The 18,155-nt window shown below is 63.2% G+C and carries 20 protein-coding genes; 11 read left to right on the top strand and 9 right to left on the bottom strand.

Translation table 11 applies throughout. The annotated features are described in order from the left end of the window. Positions 1–20 precede the first annotated feature (20 nt). Positions 21–1,136, bottom strand: a complete 1,116-nt coding sequence (locus IAE77_RS10475; RefSeq protein WP_294225812.1) for a hybrid sensor histidine kinase/response regulator — start codon at positions 1,134–1,136, stop codon at positions 21–23. A 227-nt stretch (positions 1,137–1,363) separates the two neighbouring features. On the opposite strand from IAE77_RS10475, the gene IAE77_RS10480 reads away from it, so the two are divergent. Next, positions 1,364–1,915 (top strand): DUF892 family protein, encoded by a 552-nt coding sequence (locus IAE77_RS10480; protein WP_294225815.1) that lies wholly within the window; start codon positions 1,364–1,366, stop codon positions 1,913–1,915. A gap of 40 nt (positions 1,916–1,955) precedes the next feature. Continuing rightward, positions 1,956–2,120 carry a DUF1328 domain-containing protein gene (locus IAE77_RS10485; protein ID WP_294225818.1) on the top strand — a complete coding sequence of 55 codons (165 nt, stop codon included), beginning with the start codon at positions 1,956–1,958 and terminating at the stop codon, positions 2,118–2,120. A 34-nt stretch (positions 2,121–2,154) separates the two neighbouring features. Here IAE77_RS10485 and IAE77_RS10490 read toward each other — a convergent pair whose 3' ends face one another. The 5 genes from IAE77_RS10490 to IAE77_RS10510 form a co-directional block, all read right to left on the bottom strand. Continuing rightward, entirely contained in the window at positions 2,155–2,604 is a 450-nt protein-coding gene (locus IAE77_RS10490) for a hypothetical protein (protein WP_294225821.1), read from the bottom strand. Positions 2,605–2,719: 115 nt separating this feature from the next. Beyond that, positions 2,720–4,753, bottom strand: coding sequence for a BamA/TamA family outer membrane protein (locus IAE77_RS10495; protein ID WP_294225824.1), 2,034 nt, complete (start codon positions 4,751–4,753; stop codon positions 2,720–2,722). Beyond that, entirely contained in the window at positions 4,750–8,547 is a 3,798-nt protein-coding gene (locus IAE77_RS10500) for a translocation/assembly module TamB domain-containing protein (RefSeq protein ID WP_294225827.1), read from the bottom strand. The genes IAE77_RS10495 and IAE77_RS10500 overlap by 4 nt, the downstream gene beginning before the upstream one ends. A 57-nt stretch (positions 8,548–8,604) precedes the next feature. After that, the gene (locus tag IAE77_RS10505) at positions 8,605–9,024 is read right to left on the bottom strand and encodes a low affinity iron permease family protein (RefSeq protein ID WP_294225830.1); all 420 of its coding nucleotides are present in this window, start codon (positions 9,022–9,024) and stop codon (positions 8,605–8,607) included. Further along, positions 9,021–9,335 (bottom strand): hypothetical protein, encoded by a 315-nt coding sequence (locus tag IAE77_RS10510; protein WP_294225833.1) that lies wholly within the window; start codon positions 9,333–9,335, stop codon positions 9,021–9,023. Before IAE77_RS10510 ends, IAE77_RS10505 begins: the two co-directional genes overlap by 4 nt. 133 nt (positions 9,336–9,468) lie before the next feature. Here IAE77_RS10510 and IAE77_RS10515 point away from each other — a divergent pair, with 133 nt between their 5' ends. Both IAE77_RS10515 and IAE77_RS10520 read left to right on the top strand, forming a co-directional pair. Then, positions 9,469–11,049 (top strand): hypothetical protein, encoded by a 1,581-nt coding sequence (locus IAE77_RS10515; RefSeq protein WP_294225836.1) that lies wholly within the window; start codon positions 9,469–9,471, stop codon positions 11,047–11,049. Positions 11,050–11,066: 17 nt separating this feature from the next. After that, positions 11,067–12,362 (top strand): phospholipase D-like domain-containing protein, encoded by a 1,296-nt coding sequence (locus IAE77_RS10520; RefSeq protein WP_294225837.1) that lies wholly within the window; start codon positions 11,067–11,069, stop codon positions 12,360–12,362. Here IAE77_RS10520 and IAE77_RS10525 read toward each other — a convergent pair. Both IAE77_RS10525 and IAE77_RS10530 read right to left on the bottom strand, forming a co-directional pair. After that, positions 12,346–13,092 carry an endonuclease/exonuclease/phosphatase family protein gene (locus tag IAE77_RS10525; protein WP_294225840.1) on the bottom strand — a complete coding sequence of 249 codons (747 nt, stop codon included), beginning with the start codon at positions 13,090–13,092 and terminating at the stop codon, positions 12,346–12,348. The genes IAE77_RS10520 and IAE77_RS10525 overlap by 17 nt on opposite strands. A 182-nt stretch (positions 13,093–13,274) precedes the next feature. Continuing rightward, a complete protein-coding gene (locus IAE77_RS10530; protein ID WP_294225843.1) occupies positions 13,275–13,934 on the bottom strand; it encodes a sigma-70 family RNA polymerase sigma factor in 660 nt (219 codons plus the stop codon). A 197-nt stretch (positions 13,935–14,131) separates the two neighbouring features. On the opposite strand from IAE77_RS10530, the gene IAE77_RS10535 reads away from it, so the two are divergent. The 7 genes from IAE77_RS10535 to IAE77_RS10565 all read left to right on the top strand — a co-directional run bounded on the left by IAE77_RS10535 (position 14,132) and on the right by IAE77_RS10565 (position 17,554). Continuing rightward, a complete protein-coding gene (locus IAE77_RS10535; RefSeq protein WP_294225846.1) occupies positions 14,132–14,368 on the top strand; it encodes a hypothetical protein in 237 nt (78 codons plus the stop codon). A 174-nt stretch (positions 14,369–14,542) separates the two neighbouring features. Further along, the gene (locus tag IAE77_RS10540) at positions 14,543–14,671 is read left to right on the top strand and encodes a hypothetical protein (RefSeq protein ID WP_294225848.1); all 129 of its coding nucleotides are present in this window, start codon (positions 14,543–14,545) and stop codon (positions 14,669–14,671) included. A 23-nt stretch (positions 14,672–14,694) separates the two neighbouring features. Further along, on the top strand, positions 14,695–15,387 hold the full coding sequence (locus IAE77_RS10545; protein WP_294225851.1) for an HAD family hydrolase: 693 nt from the start codon (positions 14,695–14,697) through the stop codon (positions 15,385–15,387). After that, positions 15,384–16,130: an ROK family protein gene (locus tag IAE77_RS10550; protein ID WP_294225854.1), complete on the top strand. Its 747-nt coding sequence runs from the start codon at positions 15,384–15,386 to the stop codon at positions 16,128–16,130. Before IAE77_RS10545 ends, IAE77_RS10550 begins: the two co-directional genes overlap by 4 nt. An 18-nt stretch (positions 16,131–16,148) precedes the next feature. Next, on the top strand, positions 16,149–16,460 hold the full coding sequence (locus IAE77_RS10555; protein WP_294225858.1) for a hypothetical protein: 312 nt from the start codon (positions 16,149–16,151) through the stop codon (positions 16,458–16,460). Between the two features lie 78 nt (positions 16,461–16,538). Next, complete coding sequence (locus tag IAE77_RS10560) at positions 16,539–17,084, top strand: SRPBCC family protein (RefSeq protein ID WP_294225861.1); 546 nt, start codon at positions 16,539–16,541, stop codon at positions 17,082–17,084. A 113-nt stretch (positions 17,085–17,197) separates the two neighbouring features. Further along, the gene (locus IAE77_RS10565) at positions 17,198–17,554 is read left to right on the top strand and encodes a hypothetical protein (RefSeq protein WP_294225864.1); all 357 of its coding nucleotides are present in this window, start codon (positions 17,198–17,200) and stop codon (positions 17,552–17,554) included. 81 nt (positions 17,555–17,635) lie between these two features. Here IAE77_RS10565 and IAE77_RS10570 read toward each other — a convergent pair whose 3' ends face one another. After that, positions 17,636–18,127, bottom strand: a complete 492-nt coding sequence (locus tag IAE77_RS10570) for a hypothetical protein (RefSeq protein ID WP_294225866.1) — start codon at positions 18,125–18,127, stop codon at positions 17,636–17,638. Positions 18,128–18,155 lie beyond the last annotated feature (28 nt).

The following is an 18,155-nucleotide window of genomic DNA, read 5'->3' on the forward strand; positions in this document are numbered from 1 at the left end:
GCCCAAGGAGTGTGTGAAAGTCAGTTGGCCGGGTCGCGCAGCGCTGGCACCGGCAGCGTGACGATGAATTTCGCGCCATTCTCATCCTGCCCGTTCTCGGCCAGCACGATGCTGCCGCCCATGCCGTCCACGAGGCGCTTCACGATCGAAAGCCCGAGACCGGTCGATGGCTCGTCGCCTGTGGGCTGGGCGCTCAGGCGGCCGTAGCGGCGGAACATCTGCGCCCGGTCCTCCGCGGTGAAGCCCGGACCCGAGTCCTTCACCACGCAGCGGACCACTCCGCCGGATGGATCCTCCAGCACGATGTGCACGCTGCCGCCGGGCGGGGAGAACTTGATCGCATTCGACAACAGGTTCTCAAAAACCTGCATCACGCCCTCGCGGTCCGCCTCCACCACGACATCGGCCTTCGGCAGCGCCGTGGTCAGTGTCAGATTCTTCGCCGCGGCGGCGGGCTGGTGGCTCGCAGCCAGGATGCGCACCGCGTCCGCCAGCTTCACCAACTCCTTGCGCAGACGGAGCTGTTCCGCACGCTGGTTCGCCAGAAATTCCTTCATGAACGACAGCATGCGCTCCGTGGCGTGCATGATGTTCTCCACCAGGGGAGCGCAACGCGGAGGCAGTTCGGCAAGACGTGCCTGCAGCAGGCCCGCGCTCAGCTTCATTCCAGCCAGGCTGTTCTTCAGGTCATGTGCGATGATGCCGAGGATCTCGTCCTTGTCCTCCGCCAGCATGCGCAACTGGTCGCTCGTGCGCTTCAGCGCCAGTTGCGTGCGCACGCGGGACACCAGCTCGGCCCGGTTGAAGGGCTTCGTCACGAAGTCCACGCCACCGACCTCCAGCGCCTGCACGATGAGGTTCTTGTCATCCGCGGCGGAAAGGAAGATTACCGGGATGCCGGCCCAGCGGTCGTTCGCCTTGATCTTCTGGCAGGTAGTGATGCCGTCCGTGCCCGGCATCATCACATCCAGCAGGATCAGGTCCGGCGTCTGCTTCTCCAGCGTCTGCAGCGCCTCCTCCGCGCTGGAGGCCAGCAGGGTCGCGTAATGCATCATCGAAAGCACCTTGCTCACAATCCGGCGGTTCTCCTCCTGATCGTCCACAATGAGAATGGTCTCCAACGGCGGTGTGTTCATGAATGCGATCCTGTTCGATTCCGCTGGTGGCGCGGCTGTTTGAGCAGAGACCGGAGGCCTTTTGAATACAAGTTTGAAATCGACAGGGTTTCCCTGATTGCAACATGCAGTGATGCCTTGCAATTCGCAGCCCGCTCACGGCGGCGGAAGGCGGCCGCGTGCGCGTGACACTGGGAGAGACCGCCGCGACGGGCCTGGCACGCGATATGCCATGGAGATAGTCACCCATGAAAAGCATCCATCCTCTCCACCAGCTCCTGCAGCATCAGTTGCGCAGCCTTTTCGACGCCGAGACGCAGTTCAACGTCCTCCTGCCGCGGATGATCGAAAAAACCACCGATGACAGCCTGCGCCACGGTCTCGTCGAGATTCGCGGCGACACGATGGAAAACATCGACCACATCCAGACCATCTGTCATCTGCTCGACACCTCACCGACCGGCGTCGTGTGCAAAACGATGCAGGATCTCATCCGCGAGGCCAGCGCCGCGACGCAGGCGGCCAAAGAGGGTGTCGTGACCGATCAGCAGCTCATGGCGAACGCACGCCAGATCGTGCACTACGAGATCGCCAGCTTCGACCTGGCCTGCACCTTCGCCAATTCCGCCGGGCAGGAGGATGCCTGCGTGCTGCTGGCCATGCTGGCAAACCGTGCCGACTACCACAACCGGCTGCTGGAAAAGCTCGGCAGCGGAACGGCGACGGCCGCCTCCTCTGACAGCGTGAAACCACGCCGGCCCAAAGGTGCGAACACCCGGAAACGTGTGCCTGCACGGTGACCCTTTTCGTCAAACGCAAACCCCACACCCCATTGTTGTCATGCTACACTACACCATCGTCTTTCTCGTCGTCGCCCTCATCGCCGCCGCCCTTGGATTCAGCGGAGTCGCTGGAACCGCGACCGGCATCGCCCAGATCCTCTTCTTCGTCTTTCTGGTGCTGTTTCTGATCTCGTTCGTCACCGGACGCCGGCCGAGCGTCTGACGCCCGTCCTTTAATGGCGCGCACGATGCAAGCCTCATCGTCGGGCATGAGCTTCGGAAAGATGATCCACGGCATCCGCCAGCATCACCAGCCGCGTCTGCCAGTCGCAGGCCTGCAGGCGTTTGATGTGCACTAGGTCGTCCACTTCAGGATCGCGGGTGAGACGCTCCACGCGTGACGCCACCAGCCGGCCAAAATGCTCCTCCAGCTCCTCGAACTCCACGTCAGTCTCCTCCTGCACATTGTGCAGCAGTGCCGTGGCCAGCACATTCATTTCCTGGCAGCGGAACAGCGCGGAAATCATCACCGCGACGCGGGTGGCATGCGCCAGTGACTCCGGCACCCGGTGTTCGTCCGCGATGACACCATGCGCGGAGGCGGCGAAGGCCGAGGCCTTCCGCCACAGCGGATGCACGACGGCGGCAGCCAGATCAAACTGCTGTTCCTTCAACTGGTCGGAGATAAATGAGGCGAGCGCGTTCATAACCCGGCGCATCGTGGCAGCGCACGACGCTGGACGTGGGGCAGTCCCCGACCTCTGGATACGATTTATGGTCCGCCATTGCGGTTACGGACTTTCCCGGAGGCTGGAGCGGTTGTCAGAACGAAAAACCGACCGTCACGTGCAGCATGCCGCTCTTTTCATTCGCACGTGGGTTCGGATTGTGACCGTAATCGATGCGGATGGGACCGAAAGGCAGGTGATACCGCAGGCCGGCACCCACGGCGTAACGAAAGTCCGACGAATATGCGAAGGGCGACGAGTTCCTGTCACGCCCCAGGCTGCCCATGTCCGCAAAGACGGCGAATTCGAGGTTCTTCACGATCTCATACGAAAACTCGGCGCTCAGAAACATCGCCGAGGTGCCGCCCAGCGGCGTTCCACCCGGCGTGACCGGCCCCAGCTCCCGTTGCGCGAAAGAACGCACGCTGGTGGGGCCGCCGTTGAAGACACGCGCATCGATGGGCAGTTCCTCGACGCCCGCTCCCTGGATCGACGTGAGCTGCCCGCCCGCCGCAAAGCGGAACCGGCGCGTGATCGGGCGATACCACGCGCCACGCAGTTCGGAGCGCAGAAAGCTGACATCGGAGCCGGCGACGTTCAGCGTGCTCTCCAGCCGTGCGGAGACATACCAGCCTTTTTTCGGCAGCACGGGATTGTCCCGCCGGTCATGCATCAGGTTCGCGCCGATCGTCGCCAGCGTGTAGTCCGTGGGACCGGTTTCGGGCAGCGTGAGATTTTTCGGGTCCACCGTGTTGGCGGAGGCATTCACAAAGAAACTGTAGCTGAACGGAACGCTCACCCTTCGTGCCACATCCAGGCTCAGGCTGGATCCGAGCCGGTCATACTCGAAGCGGTTGAACTGCTCCAACGCGAGGCGCAGAGTCACCGCGTAGTCGCTGCCATAAAAAGCGGGATTGATCCAGCGCACGAAGCCGCCAGGCCCCGCCACGCTGTAGCTGAGCTCCCCATCCAGCGTGTTGCCGGTGTCGCGCCAGTTGGTGTTCTCATAGCTCACGCCGGCCTGGCCGCCGAGAAACGTATCGAATCCCACTTCAAAGCCCAGCGTGACCGGCTTCCGCTCCTCGCCCGTGATGCGCAGCACGCCACGCGTGGGATCTCCGGCGACAGGCAGCACTTCGGTGTCGAGCAGGTCGAACATCCGCGTGTCCAGCGCCCGCCTGAAGTAGAAGTCTGACTCCTCGGAGCGATAAATCCGCCCCTGCAACGGCCGGAACCGTGCCCGCAGCACACGTTCCGCACCGCGGCTGAAGTCGGGATGAACACTGAGGCCGGTGATGCGCACCTGCTGGCCCGGATTCACATGAAACAGCACGTCCACCGTGCCGCCACGTCGTCCCAGCCGGTATTCCGACTTCGTCTCCGCGTGCAGCCAGCCCTGCTCCACGCAAATCGAGCTGAGCTGCTTCTCAATCCGCTGCACCCGCGCCTCGTTGAAGGGCGTGCCTGCCACGGCGGTCAGTTCCGCCTGCATGCGCTGCCGGAGCGTCGGCGGTTCGCCGTCGATGCTGCTGTCGCCAAACACAAAGCGCGGCCCCTGGCTGATGGTGAGAGTGATGTCCCGCCGCTTCTCAGCATCCAGTTCCTCCGCGGGTGTCATCACCACCGTCGCTTTCAAGTAACCCTCCGCGATGTAGCGCCGCTGCACGAGGCTCACGCCTTGTTTCAAGTCCGCGTCCACCCACGGCACCGGCTTCTCGTCGGACTCGGGCCGCTCCAGCGTCGGTTTCACCAGATACTTCCTCAATTCATCGTCCGGCAGCACCGTGTTGCCGATGATGGTGATCGTTCCCACTGTGATCCGCGTTCCAAGGTCCACCGCAAGGCCGATGACATTCGCATCGAGTTTCCACGTCACGGCGACATCCTCCCAGCCTTCACGCACGAGCAGTTGCCGCGTGAAAAAGGCCAGATCATCGGCCAGCGGCTCGCCCACAGGCGCGGAGCCGTTCAGGGTGATCTGATTACGCAGCATCGTGGCCACCTCGTCCCACTGCGCCTCCTCCAGCCCGTCCACCTGCACGCGGACGTTGTTCAGCGCCACTTCATAGGCCGGCAACGGCATCAGCAGCGCCAGCAGCATCATCAGCACGAGTGCGGTCCGTTTCATCGGACGGCCTCCGGTCCGCTGGGGTCATCCTTGGCACGCGCGGCCTTGCCAAAACGCAGCACATAGCCAAGCAGCGCCTTCACACGGCCGCCTTGCATGAACCGCCCGGTGAAGCGCACGTTCGGCGTCACATCGTAGGTCGCCTCCACGTTGTCGCTCGTCCGGTCGCCTGCTCCGGGATTGTAGCTCAGGCGCAGCTTCGGCGGCTCGGCACGGATGGTCTTCTTCTTGTTGAACAGCTTCCGATAGGCCTCGGAGATGACGAGAAACAACGCCCGCGTCGCAGCTTCGCTCGCCACCTGGCTGCTGTCGCCGCTGAAGGTCATGCCGGTGCTCAGCAGCGTCACGATGTCGGCCTCGGACAGCGGCGGGGAGCTGGTGAAGCGCGTCTTCGGCATCGGCGCGTTGCCGTAGGCATACATGGTGATGTCGTACATGCCCACGCGTGACTCGCCGCGCACGTCGAGCTTCGGTGTCAGCGGATTCTCCGGATCCATCCACGCCACTCCACGTGTGATCTTCATCAGGCTGAAGGGCAGTTTCACCAGCATGCGGTCCACGTTGGCGAACCCCGTCACCTGCGGATCAGCGCCCGTGCCACCGAGGGCGATGTCGGCGGAGATGGCTCCGTTGATCAGGTTTCCAGAGATCACCACCGGATCACGCGTGCGCACCTTCACGTCAAAGGTCCAGTCCTTCATCAGCGGCGGCAGTTCGATCTGCGACTCGACCCGCGAGGTCGCCGGCGGCACGGGCGGCAGCTTCTCACCCTGCGGGATGATGTCCACCAGATCGGGCAGCAGGTCGATCTCCTGAAAAATGCGTCCGCGCACCGCCTCGACCGAGCCGCTGACATGAGCGGTCTGCAAACGGCCGGAACAGGCCAGATCCGCGTTCGCACGCAGGCTGGAGGTGGGGTTGCGAAAGATCAGCGCCTCCTGCGCACGCAAGGTCAGCTCGAGCTTCGGATTGTTCAGCGGCGCCACGTCCACCTCGCCACCGGCCTTCACGCGGCCGCCGGCCAGCATGACGGAGACGTCGTCCAGCGTCACGCGCTGGTTGTCGCCACGGATGTGCACATGCACGTCACGGACGCTCGGCATGTCGGGCTGCACAAACGTGACCTCCGGCACATGCAGATCGATCGACGACTGCAATCGCGGCGACTTCACCGTGCCTTCCACCGTGGTGTGAATGCTCACGGTGCCAGGAACGGAGCGCACGATCTCCGAGGCGAACTCGCGCACAAAGCTGAGATCGCTCTTGGGCAGGTCCAGCGTGGCTTTCAGCGGCAGATTCATTGCCAGCTCCGGTTTGCGGGCCACTTCAGCCAGTTTCACCGGCACGTCGGCCTTCAACGTCAGCTTTTTCAGCGGCGGCTGCAAAACCTGAGCGTCAATTTTGAGGCGGTCGGACTGAAACGTCATCGCCACATCAACCGACGCCGGTTTGAGCGACGCCGGAACGAGTGGTGATGTGACATCGCGCAATCCGACGTCCAAAGCGGCATCAAGCGAATCCAGTCTGCCACGGGCTTTGAGATCCACTGTCACAACCGCGGTCGGCAGGTCCTTCAAACCGGCTGCTTTCGCGATTTGATCCAAAGGAAGCTCCGTGGCCACGAGCGCCACGTCCACGGGCTGCCCCGCCGCCACGCCGGTCTGCATCAAATCGAACGGCACACGGGCGTGACCGGCCAGCAGGGCCTGATCGCCTTGCAACAGCGTCAGTTCGTTCAGATCGGCCAGCCTGTCTGTCACCGTTCCGTTCGCACGCAGCGTCCATGGCCCCAAAGCCAGGTTCAATTGACCGATCTCCGCCTTCTTGCACGCAAACGTCGTCTCAAGATCGAGGTTCACGCTTTCAGGCATCGATCCCACGCGAAGTTCCGCAGCCGTCACTTTGGCAGAACCTTCAGCGCGCCACGGCTGCGCATCCCCGGAAAGGTCGATGCGGGCGTCAACCTTGCCCGAATGCAGCATCGCCTGCCCCCATTCCGCCAGCAGCGGGTTGAGTCTTCGCAAGTCATGCAGCCCGAGCGCCGCATCCACCGCAAAGCTCCATGGCGCGGCCAGTTTGCTGCTGCCTTTGACGCTGATGCGGTTCTGATCGTCGAATACAATCTCAGCCGCACCCAGCGTGACCTCACTGCCGGCGGCGCTGGCATGCAGCTCGACCGCTGGAAGCGCGGCCTCGCCGATCTGGCCGTTTTGAAGGCTGACATCCACCACGCCATTGAGCCGCCGCAGCGGATCGACCGCGTCGAACGACGCACGGCCGGTCGCCACCGCACGACCGCTGGCCGGTCGTCCCAACGCAGGCAGTCCGACGGTCGTGACAAAGGCCGTGGGATCATCCACCACGAGTTTCCAATCCAGCGTGACCGGCATCACCTCCACCATGCGCATGGAGGCCTTCACCGAGAGCATGTTCGATCCGCCCAGACGCAGCGCCGGAATGTCCAGCGTGGCTTCCTGACCGTTCAAACCGAACTCCAGTGCGACCTGGGGCAGTTGGTAGTCCTCAAAGCCCACATCGGTGCTTTCCACACGCCCTTTCAGCGTGCGTGTGGTCTGTCCGGTGCCTTCCGCATCAGCGGTGACGATCATCGTGCCCCGCGCCGGGATGCCGTTCTCCAGCGCCTGGCTCACATCACGCAATGTCGCCTGCCCCTGTGCTTTCCACGCGATCTTCTGCCATTCGCGCAAATCCGGCGGCAGATCGGCCTGGGCTCGGATCGTCACCTCGTTGCCGCCGCGAATCACACGCAGCGCATCGATCACACCGTGGTTGTTTGCGATGCGTAGCGGCAGTTTCACCTCGTCAATCACCACTCCGGCGGCACGAATGCCCGACGCGGTGATCTCGCCATTCATCACGGCGTTTTGCGGGCCTTCCGCATGCAAATCCGCCCGGATCGACTCGAAGACCACATCGTCCGGCAGCGGCACGCCGGACAAATCATCGCTGCCGAGCTCATGCAGATGCAGATCAGCGACAACCTGCAAAGGACCTGCGAACACGCGATCCGCAGCGGCATCGATCCGCAGCGTTCCGTCTCCTTTTCCCGCCTCCAGACTCAGTTTCACCGTGTCGTCGCTGAACTTGGTGAGATCGACGGCCAGCCGGATCAGTTTCACCGCATAGGGCAGTTCCAGATCCGAGATGACAAGCTCGCGCTCCCCCCACCGCACCTGCGCTTCCGCATCAGTCACGTGGATGCCGGCGGAATCCATGCGGAGCTCGGCACAGCGCAGGATTCCCGGCATGCCCTCCCCGACACGCAGCGCGAGCCCGCGCACGATGACGCGGCTGCCATCACGCAACGTGAGGTCAGCGCTCACATTGTCGATGTCGATGATGTCCGGCCACACCAGCGGTGGCGGCTTCGTCGGAGCGGGCTGCGGCTCTTTTTCGACGGGTGGCGGACTGTTTCGCAGATCCAGCGCCACATCGACGTCCTTCAACACCACGCGATGCACGACATCGGGATTGAAAGTGCGCACGAGCCGCCACGCATCGTATTCGACCCGCACCTCACCCACGCTGGCTTTTTCAACGACACCGCCGTGCGCGGTCACATCGGCGATTTGAAGGTCGCCCAGCACGCGGCCCTTCACCTGCCATTGCAGGTCGATGCCCGCCGCTCGGGCAAAGTGCACCCCGGCGCGTTGCGTGACGAGGCGCAGCAACGGCTCCTGAAACACAATCGCCACGAGGACAAGCAGGCCGAGCACGACCGCCAGCCACCGCATCCACCACCGCAAGCGTGACCGCCATGTGTGCGCAAGCATGCCATTGCTTGCCGCAGTCTCGCTGGAGTTAAATCGGGCGCTCACCTGAATGGGTTCTCAGGATTTTCCGCGCACGGTTTTCTTTGCACGGCGTTCGTCGAGTTGATGCCGCGCACGCTCCGCCAGGCGGGTGTACTCCTTGCGGATCTCGTCGAGGTCATCCTCCTCCAGGTCTTCGAGGTCCAGCAGGGCCTTGTGCGCGCCTTTCACGGAGCGGATGAGCTCGTCGAGCTTCACCTGCATGGCCTCCGCGTCGCGGTTCTGCGTGTTCTGGATGAGAAACACCATCAGGAAGGTGATGATGGTGGTGCCGGTGTTGATCACGAGCTGCCAGGTGTCGCTGTAGCCGAACAGAGGGCCGCTCAAGCCCCAGAGAACGATCACCGACACTGCCAGCGCGAAGGCAGCCGGCCGGCCGCTGGCCCGCGCAGTCTGCTTCGCAAACCGGGTGAACCAGGTCTGGTTGTGACTGTTCATGATGGGTGACCGAGGGAATCAAGTGCCACACCGGACGTGCTGCCGCAGTCCGCCACCACGCCGTCGGTGAGGCAGCGTGTGACCGCCGCGCTGAAGCCCGGCCGGTGCCGGGCTGCGGCCACGCATTTCAGACGACGCGCCCACAGTTGCAGCGCCTTGGCCTCATCCTGCGCGAGTTCGGCGATGAGCGTGTCCACATCATAGGATTCGTTGTAAACCGGCAGGCCGCCCACCTCCACGGAGTAGCGGATGATGACAGCGGTGCCGTCAGGCACCGGGTCGCTGGCAGAGAAGAGTCCGACGTCAGGCATGGTTGTCTCAACATCGCGGACGAAAGGCCGCGCGGCCGTGTGCTCCGGCTTTCATCGGTTCATCCCCTGAGAGAGCGCTCGGCAGGAGACGGCAGACAGGCGCAGAACCCCGCCACGGCACGAATGCACGGGCATGAACGCCTCACACTCTCGTCCTTCCCTCTTCCGGATGCTTCTGCTGCTACTCGTCGGCACAGTCACCGCCGTAGGCCAGTCCAAAAACTCGCAAACGCCCCCAGGCGAGCGGGAAGCCGCGCCCAAAGCACCGGCCACATCCGACATTGACCGCCCCGCGCCACGCGACGCCATTCAAGAAGCGCAGGCACCGGCTGCCAACGCCAATCCGCCCACCCAGGTCAGTCGCGATGACAAGACCGCGCCCGACAAGGCCCAGCCGTCATCACCTGCCTTCAATGACCAGGTGGACAAAGGCAGGATGCTCGGCTTCGACTTCGCCCGCGATCCGCTGAATGCCAAACGTCCCGGCCAGACCGCCGATGAAATCATGCGGCAGGACATGGCTGCGAAACCTGATGTGACCGCCCTGCAGCGGGAGTTGCTGGAAAGTCGATACAACCTCACTCCGAAGCTCGACACCGAGGTTACCATGGCACGCGGAAAACCTCTGGCGGTGGGCCCCACGGCAAAGCTGAAGGATGGACGCACCTGGGAGGATCTGGCGAAGATGACGGCCGACGAGATCCGCGAGAAGGACTGCTTTCCCTACCCTTCCCTGCCGCATCCGAAGCATGCGACGGGCGGACAGGTGTTTCCCCAGGTGCAAACCAAGCAGTTCCCACGACTCGAGCGCTTTGACGTCGAATTCGACATTCCAGAAGCCTTCCTGCCCGAGTTTCCGCCTGCAATCTTCCTGCAAAGCCGTCCAGAACTGGGCGATGTGTCGCGAGGCGAGGTCGTCTCCATCAACAACTTCCACCGCCTCTTCAAAGATCTCGTGACGCCAGTGCAGCTTGACGGCCTGCGCATGCTGGTGACGCCGCTGCCGCAGGAGGAGTTCAACGCCACCGACGACCGCAAGACCGAGCATCCGAGCCTGGGCGTCACCTGCCTGGACTGCCATGTGAACGGACACACGACAGGCCAGTTCCATCTCAACCCGGACGACCGTCCCCAGCATCGCCGCTTCCGTCTCGACACTGTGAGCCTGCGCGGAATGTTCAACCAGCAGGTCCACGGCTCCAAACGCAGCCTGCGCTCGGTCGAGGATTTCACCGAGTTCGAACAGCGCACCGCCTACTTCAATGGCGACCCGGTTCGTGCCGTGAAAAAGGGCATGGTGCCGCTGGACCGCATCCGCGTGAGCCACATGGCGCAGATGCAGAACATGTTCGACTTCCCGCCCGCGCCCAAGCTCACCGTGCAGGGCCGGCTTGACCCGGCGAAGGCCAGCGAGAGCGAGATGCGCGGTGAGGCGCTGTTCCTCGGCAAGGCGCAGTGTGCCGTGTGCCATCCGCCGCCCGTCTTCATGGACCAGCAGTTGCATGACCTGAAAGCCGAGCGCTTCCTCAACGAGCCGCCACGCGGACCGATCAAGACCTTCACGCTCCGCGGCATCAAGGAAAGCCCGCCCTACATGCATGACGGGCGCTGTTTCACGCTGGAGGACACGGTGGAGTTCTTCAATCTCGTGCTCGGCCTCAATCTCAACGCGCAGGAGAAGACGGACCTCGTCGCCTTCATGCGCTGCCTGTGACCGAATGTGACGAAGTCATGCAGAATCCCTTCCTGCCTCAGCCGCCACGCCGCCACAGCCTGCGCAAACGGGCCGTGGCGGCCGTGGTGGGCGGCCTGGTGACGACGATCCTGGCGCGGAATTTTTTTGAGAGCGAGAAGAAGGTGAAGCACCCGCTGATCGTCGATTATGGCGTCGATGATCCGCAGTTCGAGCGCACGGTGAGCCAGTTGCTCGGACCGCCGCTCATCGGCGGCAACTCGGTGACGATCCTCGAAAACGGCTGCCAGATCTTTCCGGCGATGCTGGACGCGATCCGCTCAGCCCAAAAGACCGTCACACTGGAGAATTTCGTCTTCTCCCGTGGCAGGATCGCCCGGCAGTTCGCCGAGGCGCTGGCCGAACGCGCGCGTGCCGGCGTGAACGTGCACTTCCTTCAGGACGCGATGGGCTGCAACTGCCTGCATGGCGAGGAGATGAAGCTCATGAAGCAGGCCGGCTGCGATGTGGAGATCTTCCGCTACATCAACCTGCGATTCAACGAGCGCACGCACCGCAAGCTGCTCATCATTGATGGCCACACCGGCTTCATCGGCGGCGCCGGCATCTCCGACGAGTGGGATGGCGACGCCGACGCCCCGGACCGGTGGCGCGACACGCAGTATCACGTGGAGGGGCCGGTCATCGCGCAGATGCAGCAGGCCTTCCTCGACAACTGGATCCAGACACGCGGCATGGTGCTGCACGGGCCGGCCTATTTCCCGGAACTGAAGCCCCGGGACGGAATGGAATGCCAGGTGTTTCAAAGCTCCTCTTGCGAAGGCGCGGACAGCGCCCGGCTGATGTTCCTCTTCGCCATCGCGGCGGCCCGGAAAAGCATCCGCATCGCCAACGCCTACTTCATTCCCGACGATCTGGCGGTCAGCACGCTCATCGAGGCCCGTGTGCGCGGCGTGGAGATCGATGTCATCGTTCCCGGCCCTCTCATCGACCAGCATCTGGCCCGTTATGTCAGCCGCTCGCGCTGGGGCCGAATGCTGGAGAGCGGCGTGCGCTTCCACGAATACCAGGAGGCCCGCTATCACTGCAAATACATGATCGTGGACGATCTCTGGACCTCCGTCGGCTCCTGCAACTTCGACAACCGCTCCTTGCGCCTGAATGACGAGGCCAATCTCAACGTGCTCGACGCAAAATTCGCCCGGCGGCACGTCGAGGTGTTCGAGAAGGACAAGGCGAGGTCGCATGAGATCACGCTGCCGCAGTGGCGCTCACGACCGCTGGCGGAGAAGATCCAGGGAAATCTGGGCTGCCTGCTCAGGTCGCAGCTTTGAACTCCGCCTCCGGCTGCACCTCCACATCCGCCACCAGCGGCAAATGATCCGAGGCCATGCACGCCAGCCGGCTGTTGATCACACGCACAGCTTCGCAACGCAGGTCCGAGCTGACCAGGATGTAATCCAGCCGCAGCAGCGGCCAGCGTGAGGGAAAGGTCGGCCGCGCCCGTTGTCCGAGGATCATCCTCTGCGTGTCGCGCATGCCCTTCATGGCGCTGCGATAGACGCTGGAGCCGGGAATCGCATTGAAATCACCGCACAGCACCGATGGCGCGGTGCATTCCGGGTGCTGCAGCCATTCCCCGCCCATCAAGGCGGCGATTTGAGCCTTCCGCTCGTTGTTGCTGAGGCCCAGGTGGGTGTTGATGACCTGGATCTGCCTCCCTTCGACCTCCGCGCTCACCCACAGGGCCCCACGCGGCTCGAAGGCGAGACGTTCGTTCACCGTCGGCAGTCCGGCGGCCTTTCTGACGCGCAGCGGCCAGCGTGCGAGCACCGCGTCACCGTATTCCTCCTCACGGATGCGGAAGGCGGGGTGGAAATGGAACTCCATGTTGAGGTGCGCGGCGATCACCTGCGCCTGATGCGCCCTGCCGCTGCGATCCCGCGAGACATCCAGCTCCTGGAGCGCCACGATGTCCGGATTCTCCTCGGCGATCACCGCCGCGATGCGTGCGTGATCGAGCCGCCGGTCGCGGCCGACACAGCCATGCACGTTGTAGGTCATGATGCGGATCACAGCAGCTCCGGTGGCATGTTTTGCAGGCAAAAAAGAGGCGCGGGGCCTTTGGGGACCTCGCGCCTGACGATCACTTCATCTTCGCTCCTCCGTGAGTCAGAGTGTCGAATCCGTGGTCACTGATGAAATCGCGGGGAACAGCATTCGTGGATGCCTCAGCCGCAATTTTTTCACGCGGCCTCCAGCGCGTTGATGTGGCTGCGTTGCAAGGAGGCGCGCAGCTTGCGCAGACCCAGCTCCATGCGCGTCTTCACCGTTCCGAGCGGCTGCTGCGTGTAGGCGGCCACCTCCCGCTGCGTCATCCCTTTGAGGAAGGCCAGCCGGATGACGTGGCTTTGGGATTCCGGCAGCGCGTCGAGGTGCTCGTTGAGCAGGCGGCTGACATCCGCCTGCTCGTTGTCGGCGTTGGCGTCCTGGATGACCGCCTCGGTGTTGCGGCATTCCTCCTCCATGCGGTCCTTCACACGGCAGTAAACCTGCGAACGGCGCACATGATCGATGGCACGGCGGCGGCACAGCACCATCAGCCAGGCCAGCGGGCGTCCTTTGGCAGGATCGTAATGACCGGCGTGGCGCCAGAGTTCGAGGAAGCATTCCTGCAGCACGTCTTCCGCGGCGGTGTCGTCACTGATGGTGCGGAGGATCGCGGTCTTGCAGAGACGGCGGTAACGTTGGATGAAGGTCTCCAGCGCGGAGGCATCCTGGCGTTGGATCGCTTCCATGAGCGCCTCGTCGGTGACCTCGACGGCGGCATCGGCCATGGGCGGAGGCGGCAGGACGACGTTAAAGTTGGAGGTGAGCGTATGAGAGGAGGGGGTGTGTGAGTTCATGGGCGCAGTGTAAAAACCCTCGCGCAGCCACCAACCCGAACCGGCCCTGTTCACGCGGTCAGGCGATGCCTGATGAGAGCCATGATCCCTCAGTGATCCCGTCACTGCCGCCACTCAGCGCAGGCACCGTTCAGGTTCACGAAAACGCCTCATGCCACGCACATCCACGCTCCGCCGGGAACACGAAAATCTGCGCCATGCAAGCCACCCACCACACCCACGTCTGGCCCGCCCACAGCCTGAACCGAGTTCATCATGAGTTGCGACGCGAATTTGCCCACGCTGCCCCCGACATGATCGCTCGTGCGATCGACCAGGCCTGCACGGTGATGAAACCGGAGGACGGCAGCAACCGGCTGCTGGCACTCGCGCACAAGGAACTGGCGCTGCTGCTGGCCTTGTCACGTGGAGCACGCCAGCCAGTCATGCTTTGACCGCGGCACCGCACGAGGGATGCGAAGGTGTCCGGCCACCGCATGCTCAATCACATCATGCATGGCCGGGCTGCGGCAGCGGCACTGCCGGCAGGAGTGCCGTCTCAGGAAGAAACGACAAAGCCGGTGACGCTGCTGTCCGCGATTCCTTGGGCGAACCCCAATCCAAACACCATGAAACATCTTCCATCCACCGAGACCTGGAAACGTTGGGAAAGCGGCAAGATCGGCTACATCCTGCTCTGGCTGCTGGGCATCCCCCTGCCCGTGCTGTTGATCATCTACCTGCTGCGTGGTGATTGAGTGCCGACCCGACGCCCTCTGCCGTGAACTCCACCTCACCGCTGCCCTATCGTGCGCTGGCCACCGATTTTGACGGAACGCTGGCGCACGACGGCATGGTGAGCCAGTCCACTCTGGACGCGGTGACGCGTCTGAAGGCGGCCGGTTACCGGCTCATCCTGGTGACCGGCCGTGAGTGGAATGACCTCCTCGCCACCTGCCCGCACACAGCTCTGTTTGACCTCATGGTCATCGAAAACGGAGCGGTGCTGGTGGATCCTGCGGCCCAGACGATGGAAACGCTGGCGGAACCGCCGCCGACGGAGTTCGTCACGCGTCTGGTGGCCAAGGGACTGCCAGTGCAGGTGGGAAAGGTGATCGTCGCGACCTGGGAGCCGCATGAGACCGAGGTGCTTCAGGTGATCAAAGACCTCGGACTCGAACTGCAGGTGATCTTTAACAAAGGCGCGGTGATGGTCCTGCCAGGCGGCGTGAACAAGGCCACCGGTCTGCACGTGGCGCTGTCCCGGATGGGGCTCGATCCGGGAGAGGTGGTGGGCGTCGGCGACGCGGAGAATGATCACGCCTTTTTGCAGATCTGCGGCTGGTCCGTGGCCGTCGCCAACGCGCTTCCCGCCATCCGTGAAAAGGTGAATGCAGTGACCTCACGTGACCACGGTGATGGTGTCGAGGAATTGATCGAACACCTGCTGGCAAACACGCAATCCACTCCATGAAAGTCCTCATGATCGATGTCGGCGGAACGAGCGTGAAGCTCATGGCCAGCGGCCACGAAGGTTTCCGCCGCTTTCCCTCAGGAAGAACCCTCACCGCCGCAAAGATGGTCAAAGGCGTGCTGGCAGCCACGGATGACTGGCAGTACGAGGCCATCACGCTCGGATTCCCCGGCATCGTCCGCGACGGCCGCATCGCACGCGAGCCGCTGAACCTCGCCGGAGGCTGGATGAACTACGATTTCGCCAAGGCATTCAAGCGGCCCGTGCGCATCGTCAATGACGCTGCCATGCAAGCGCTGGCCAATTACGACGGCGGACGACTGCTCTTCCTCGGCCTGGGCACCAGCGTGGGCGCGGCCCTCATCGCGGATGACACGGTGGTGCCGCTGGAGATCGGCATGATGCCACTTTCAAAATCAGAGGCCCTTCTCGACCGTCTGAGCAAAGAGGCGCTGGATTCACGTGGCAGACGCCGCTGGCTCAAAGCCGTGAACCGCGCCGTGCTGCTGCTGCGTGACATTTTTCAGCCGGATCGCTTCCAGCTCGGTGGCGGAAATGCCAAGCACCTCGATCCCGTCCCCGAAGGCTGTTTCATCGGCGACAATCAGGATGCCTTCCGCGGCGCCATCCGGCTGTGGACGGGTGCGGACATGCTGGCGGAGCAGGGCTCGACGACACTGCGGATCACACGCATGCCGCGCCGCAAAACCGCCGGCAAAACACTCAAGACGCACGGCCGGTAGGGCACCCGGTTCACTGCCATGCAGGGCCACCTCGTCCAGATCCTCCTGCCGCTCTACGACAATGCGCATCATCCGCTGCCGGCGCATCTTCACGAGGAGGTGAAAGCCAGCCTCACGCTCGAGTTTGGTGGAGTGACGGCGTATGTGCACGCGCCGGCCGAAGGACGCTGGAAGGACGGCACCCGCGAGACACGGGATGAGATGGTGATGTATGAGGTGGTGACCGACACTCTCGATGCCGCGTGGTGGGGCCGTTACCGCAAGGTGCTGACCACGCGTTTCCAGCAGAAGGAGATCATGATGCGGGCGCTGCCGATGCAGAGGCTGTAGCCGCAGCCCGATGCCAGAAGGCGTCCAGAATGGGCCGTGCACGCGATTACACCTCTAAATCCCGCAGCTCCGTCACCTATGAACACCATCGACCGCGCCATCGACATTGATCTGCCTCTGCAAGCCGTTTACAACCAGTGGACCCGCTTTGAGGACTTCCCCCTGTTCATGGAAGGCGTGACGAATGTGCGCCAGGACGACTTCCAGCATGTGCACTGGGAGGCGCAGATCGCCGGACGCAAAAAAACCTGGGAGGCGGAGATCCTGGAGCAGGAACCCGATCACCTCATCACCTGGCGCACGACGGGCGGCGTGAAGATGGCCGGACGTGTGGAGTTTGATGCCGTGGGCGGATGCTGCACGCGCCTTTCCCTGCATTTGGACTACGAGCCCGAGGGTGTGCTGGAGAAGACGGTGTCAGCGATCGGGCTGGTGAAAGCGCGGGTGGGCAGCGACCTGCTGCGCTTCAAAGAATTCGTCGAAAACGCCATCGTGCTGCCAGATGGCTGGCGCGGGGAGATTCATCAGGAGGAAAGGCCGAGCGCGAGCTTCAATTCCAGCGAGATGGGAGCCTCGCGGATGCCACCCTCCGGCTTTTGGGAGCTCCAGCGCAGCCAGGGCTGACATTTTCCACGCGAGCCCCACCCGGAGCCCGATCAGGCCGCCGCCTGATGCCTTAACCGGGCGCACCTCTCCGGCCACAGCGCCACTCATGGCGATTCACTCCCTGTATCGCTATGAAAACATCTCTCTCCATTCTCACTCTGGCCCTGCTGGCCTCCACCGCCGCCCTGGCGCAAAACTCCACCACCCGGACCACCACGCTGAATCCGGATGGTTCCACCACCACACAGGTGACCACCTCCAATGGCACGATCAGCCAGTTTGTGCCCGGCACCACCTTCATCGTGCAGGAAACCACCGGACCCGTGACCTATCGCTACGGCAAGGCGGTGACCTACGTCACCAAGGGCGGCAAAGTCGTCAATGCGGACGAGGTGAAGTCACGCATCCGTGTGGGACTGCCGGTCAGCGTCCATTACGTGATGGATGGCGACACCCGCGTGGTGCAACGCGTCGTGATTGAAGATTGAGAAACTGTCCCCACGACAGCAAAGAAGCGGCGGCCCTGCGGCCGTCGCTTCCATTCGCAACCTTGGGCAGCGATCACCCATTCACTGTCCGACGGTCAGCATGCGCTTCATCGGATTGCCTTCCTGTTCCTTCTCCGGGCAGGTGATTTCATAGGTTCCCGGCTTCAGGTCCACGTGCATGACCTTGGTGTCGTCACTGCTGACGTTCATGAGGAACTTCTCATCCAGGCCTTCGCATTTGATGCGGAAGTTGTGCTTCTCCTTGCCGGCGTTCTTCACCACAAACGCCGTTTTGCCGGCGCTCAAGGTGGCGGGCATGTCGATCCCGCTGTCGTCGATCTTCACATCGACCTTGTTGGCATCGGAATCAGGGGTGACGGCGTCAACGAGAGCCTCGGCGGCCTTCTTGGTGCCGTCCACGACGGCCTGACCGGCTTCCTTGGTCTTTTCACCGGCCTTCTGCAGCATCTCCTTGGTTTTTTCACCCAGGGTCTTGTCGTCTTTCTTGTCCTCCGCGGGAGCGATCGCGACCGCTGCGGCGGAGGCCAGCATGATAAGTGTGAGTGTCTTCATGCCCGGAGTTCGCGCACGCCGACTGGGT

The organism is Prosthecobacter sp., from assembly GCF_014879935.1.
In the GTDB taxonomy this organism is placed as follows: domain Bacteria; phylum Verrucomicrobiota; class Verrucomicrobiia; order Verrucomicrobiales; family Verrucomicrobiaceae; genus Prosthecobacter.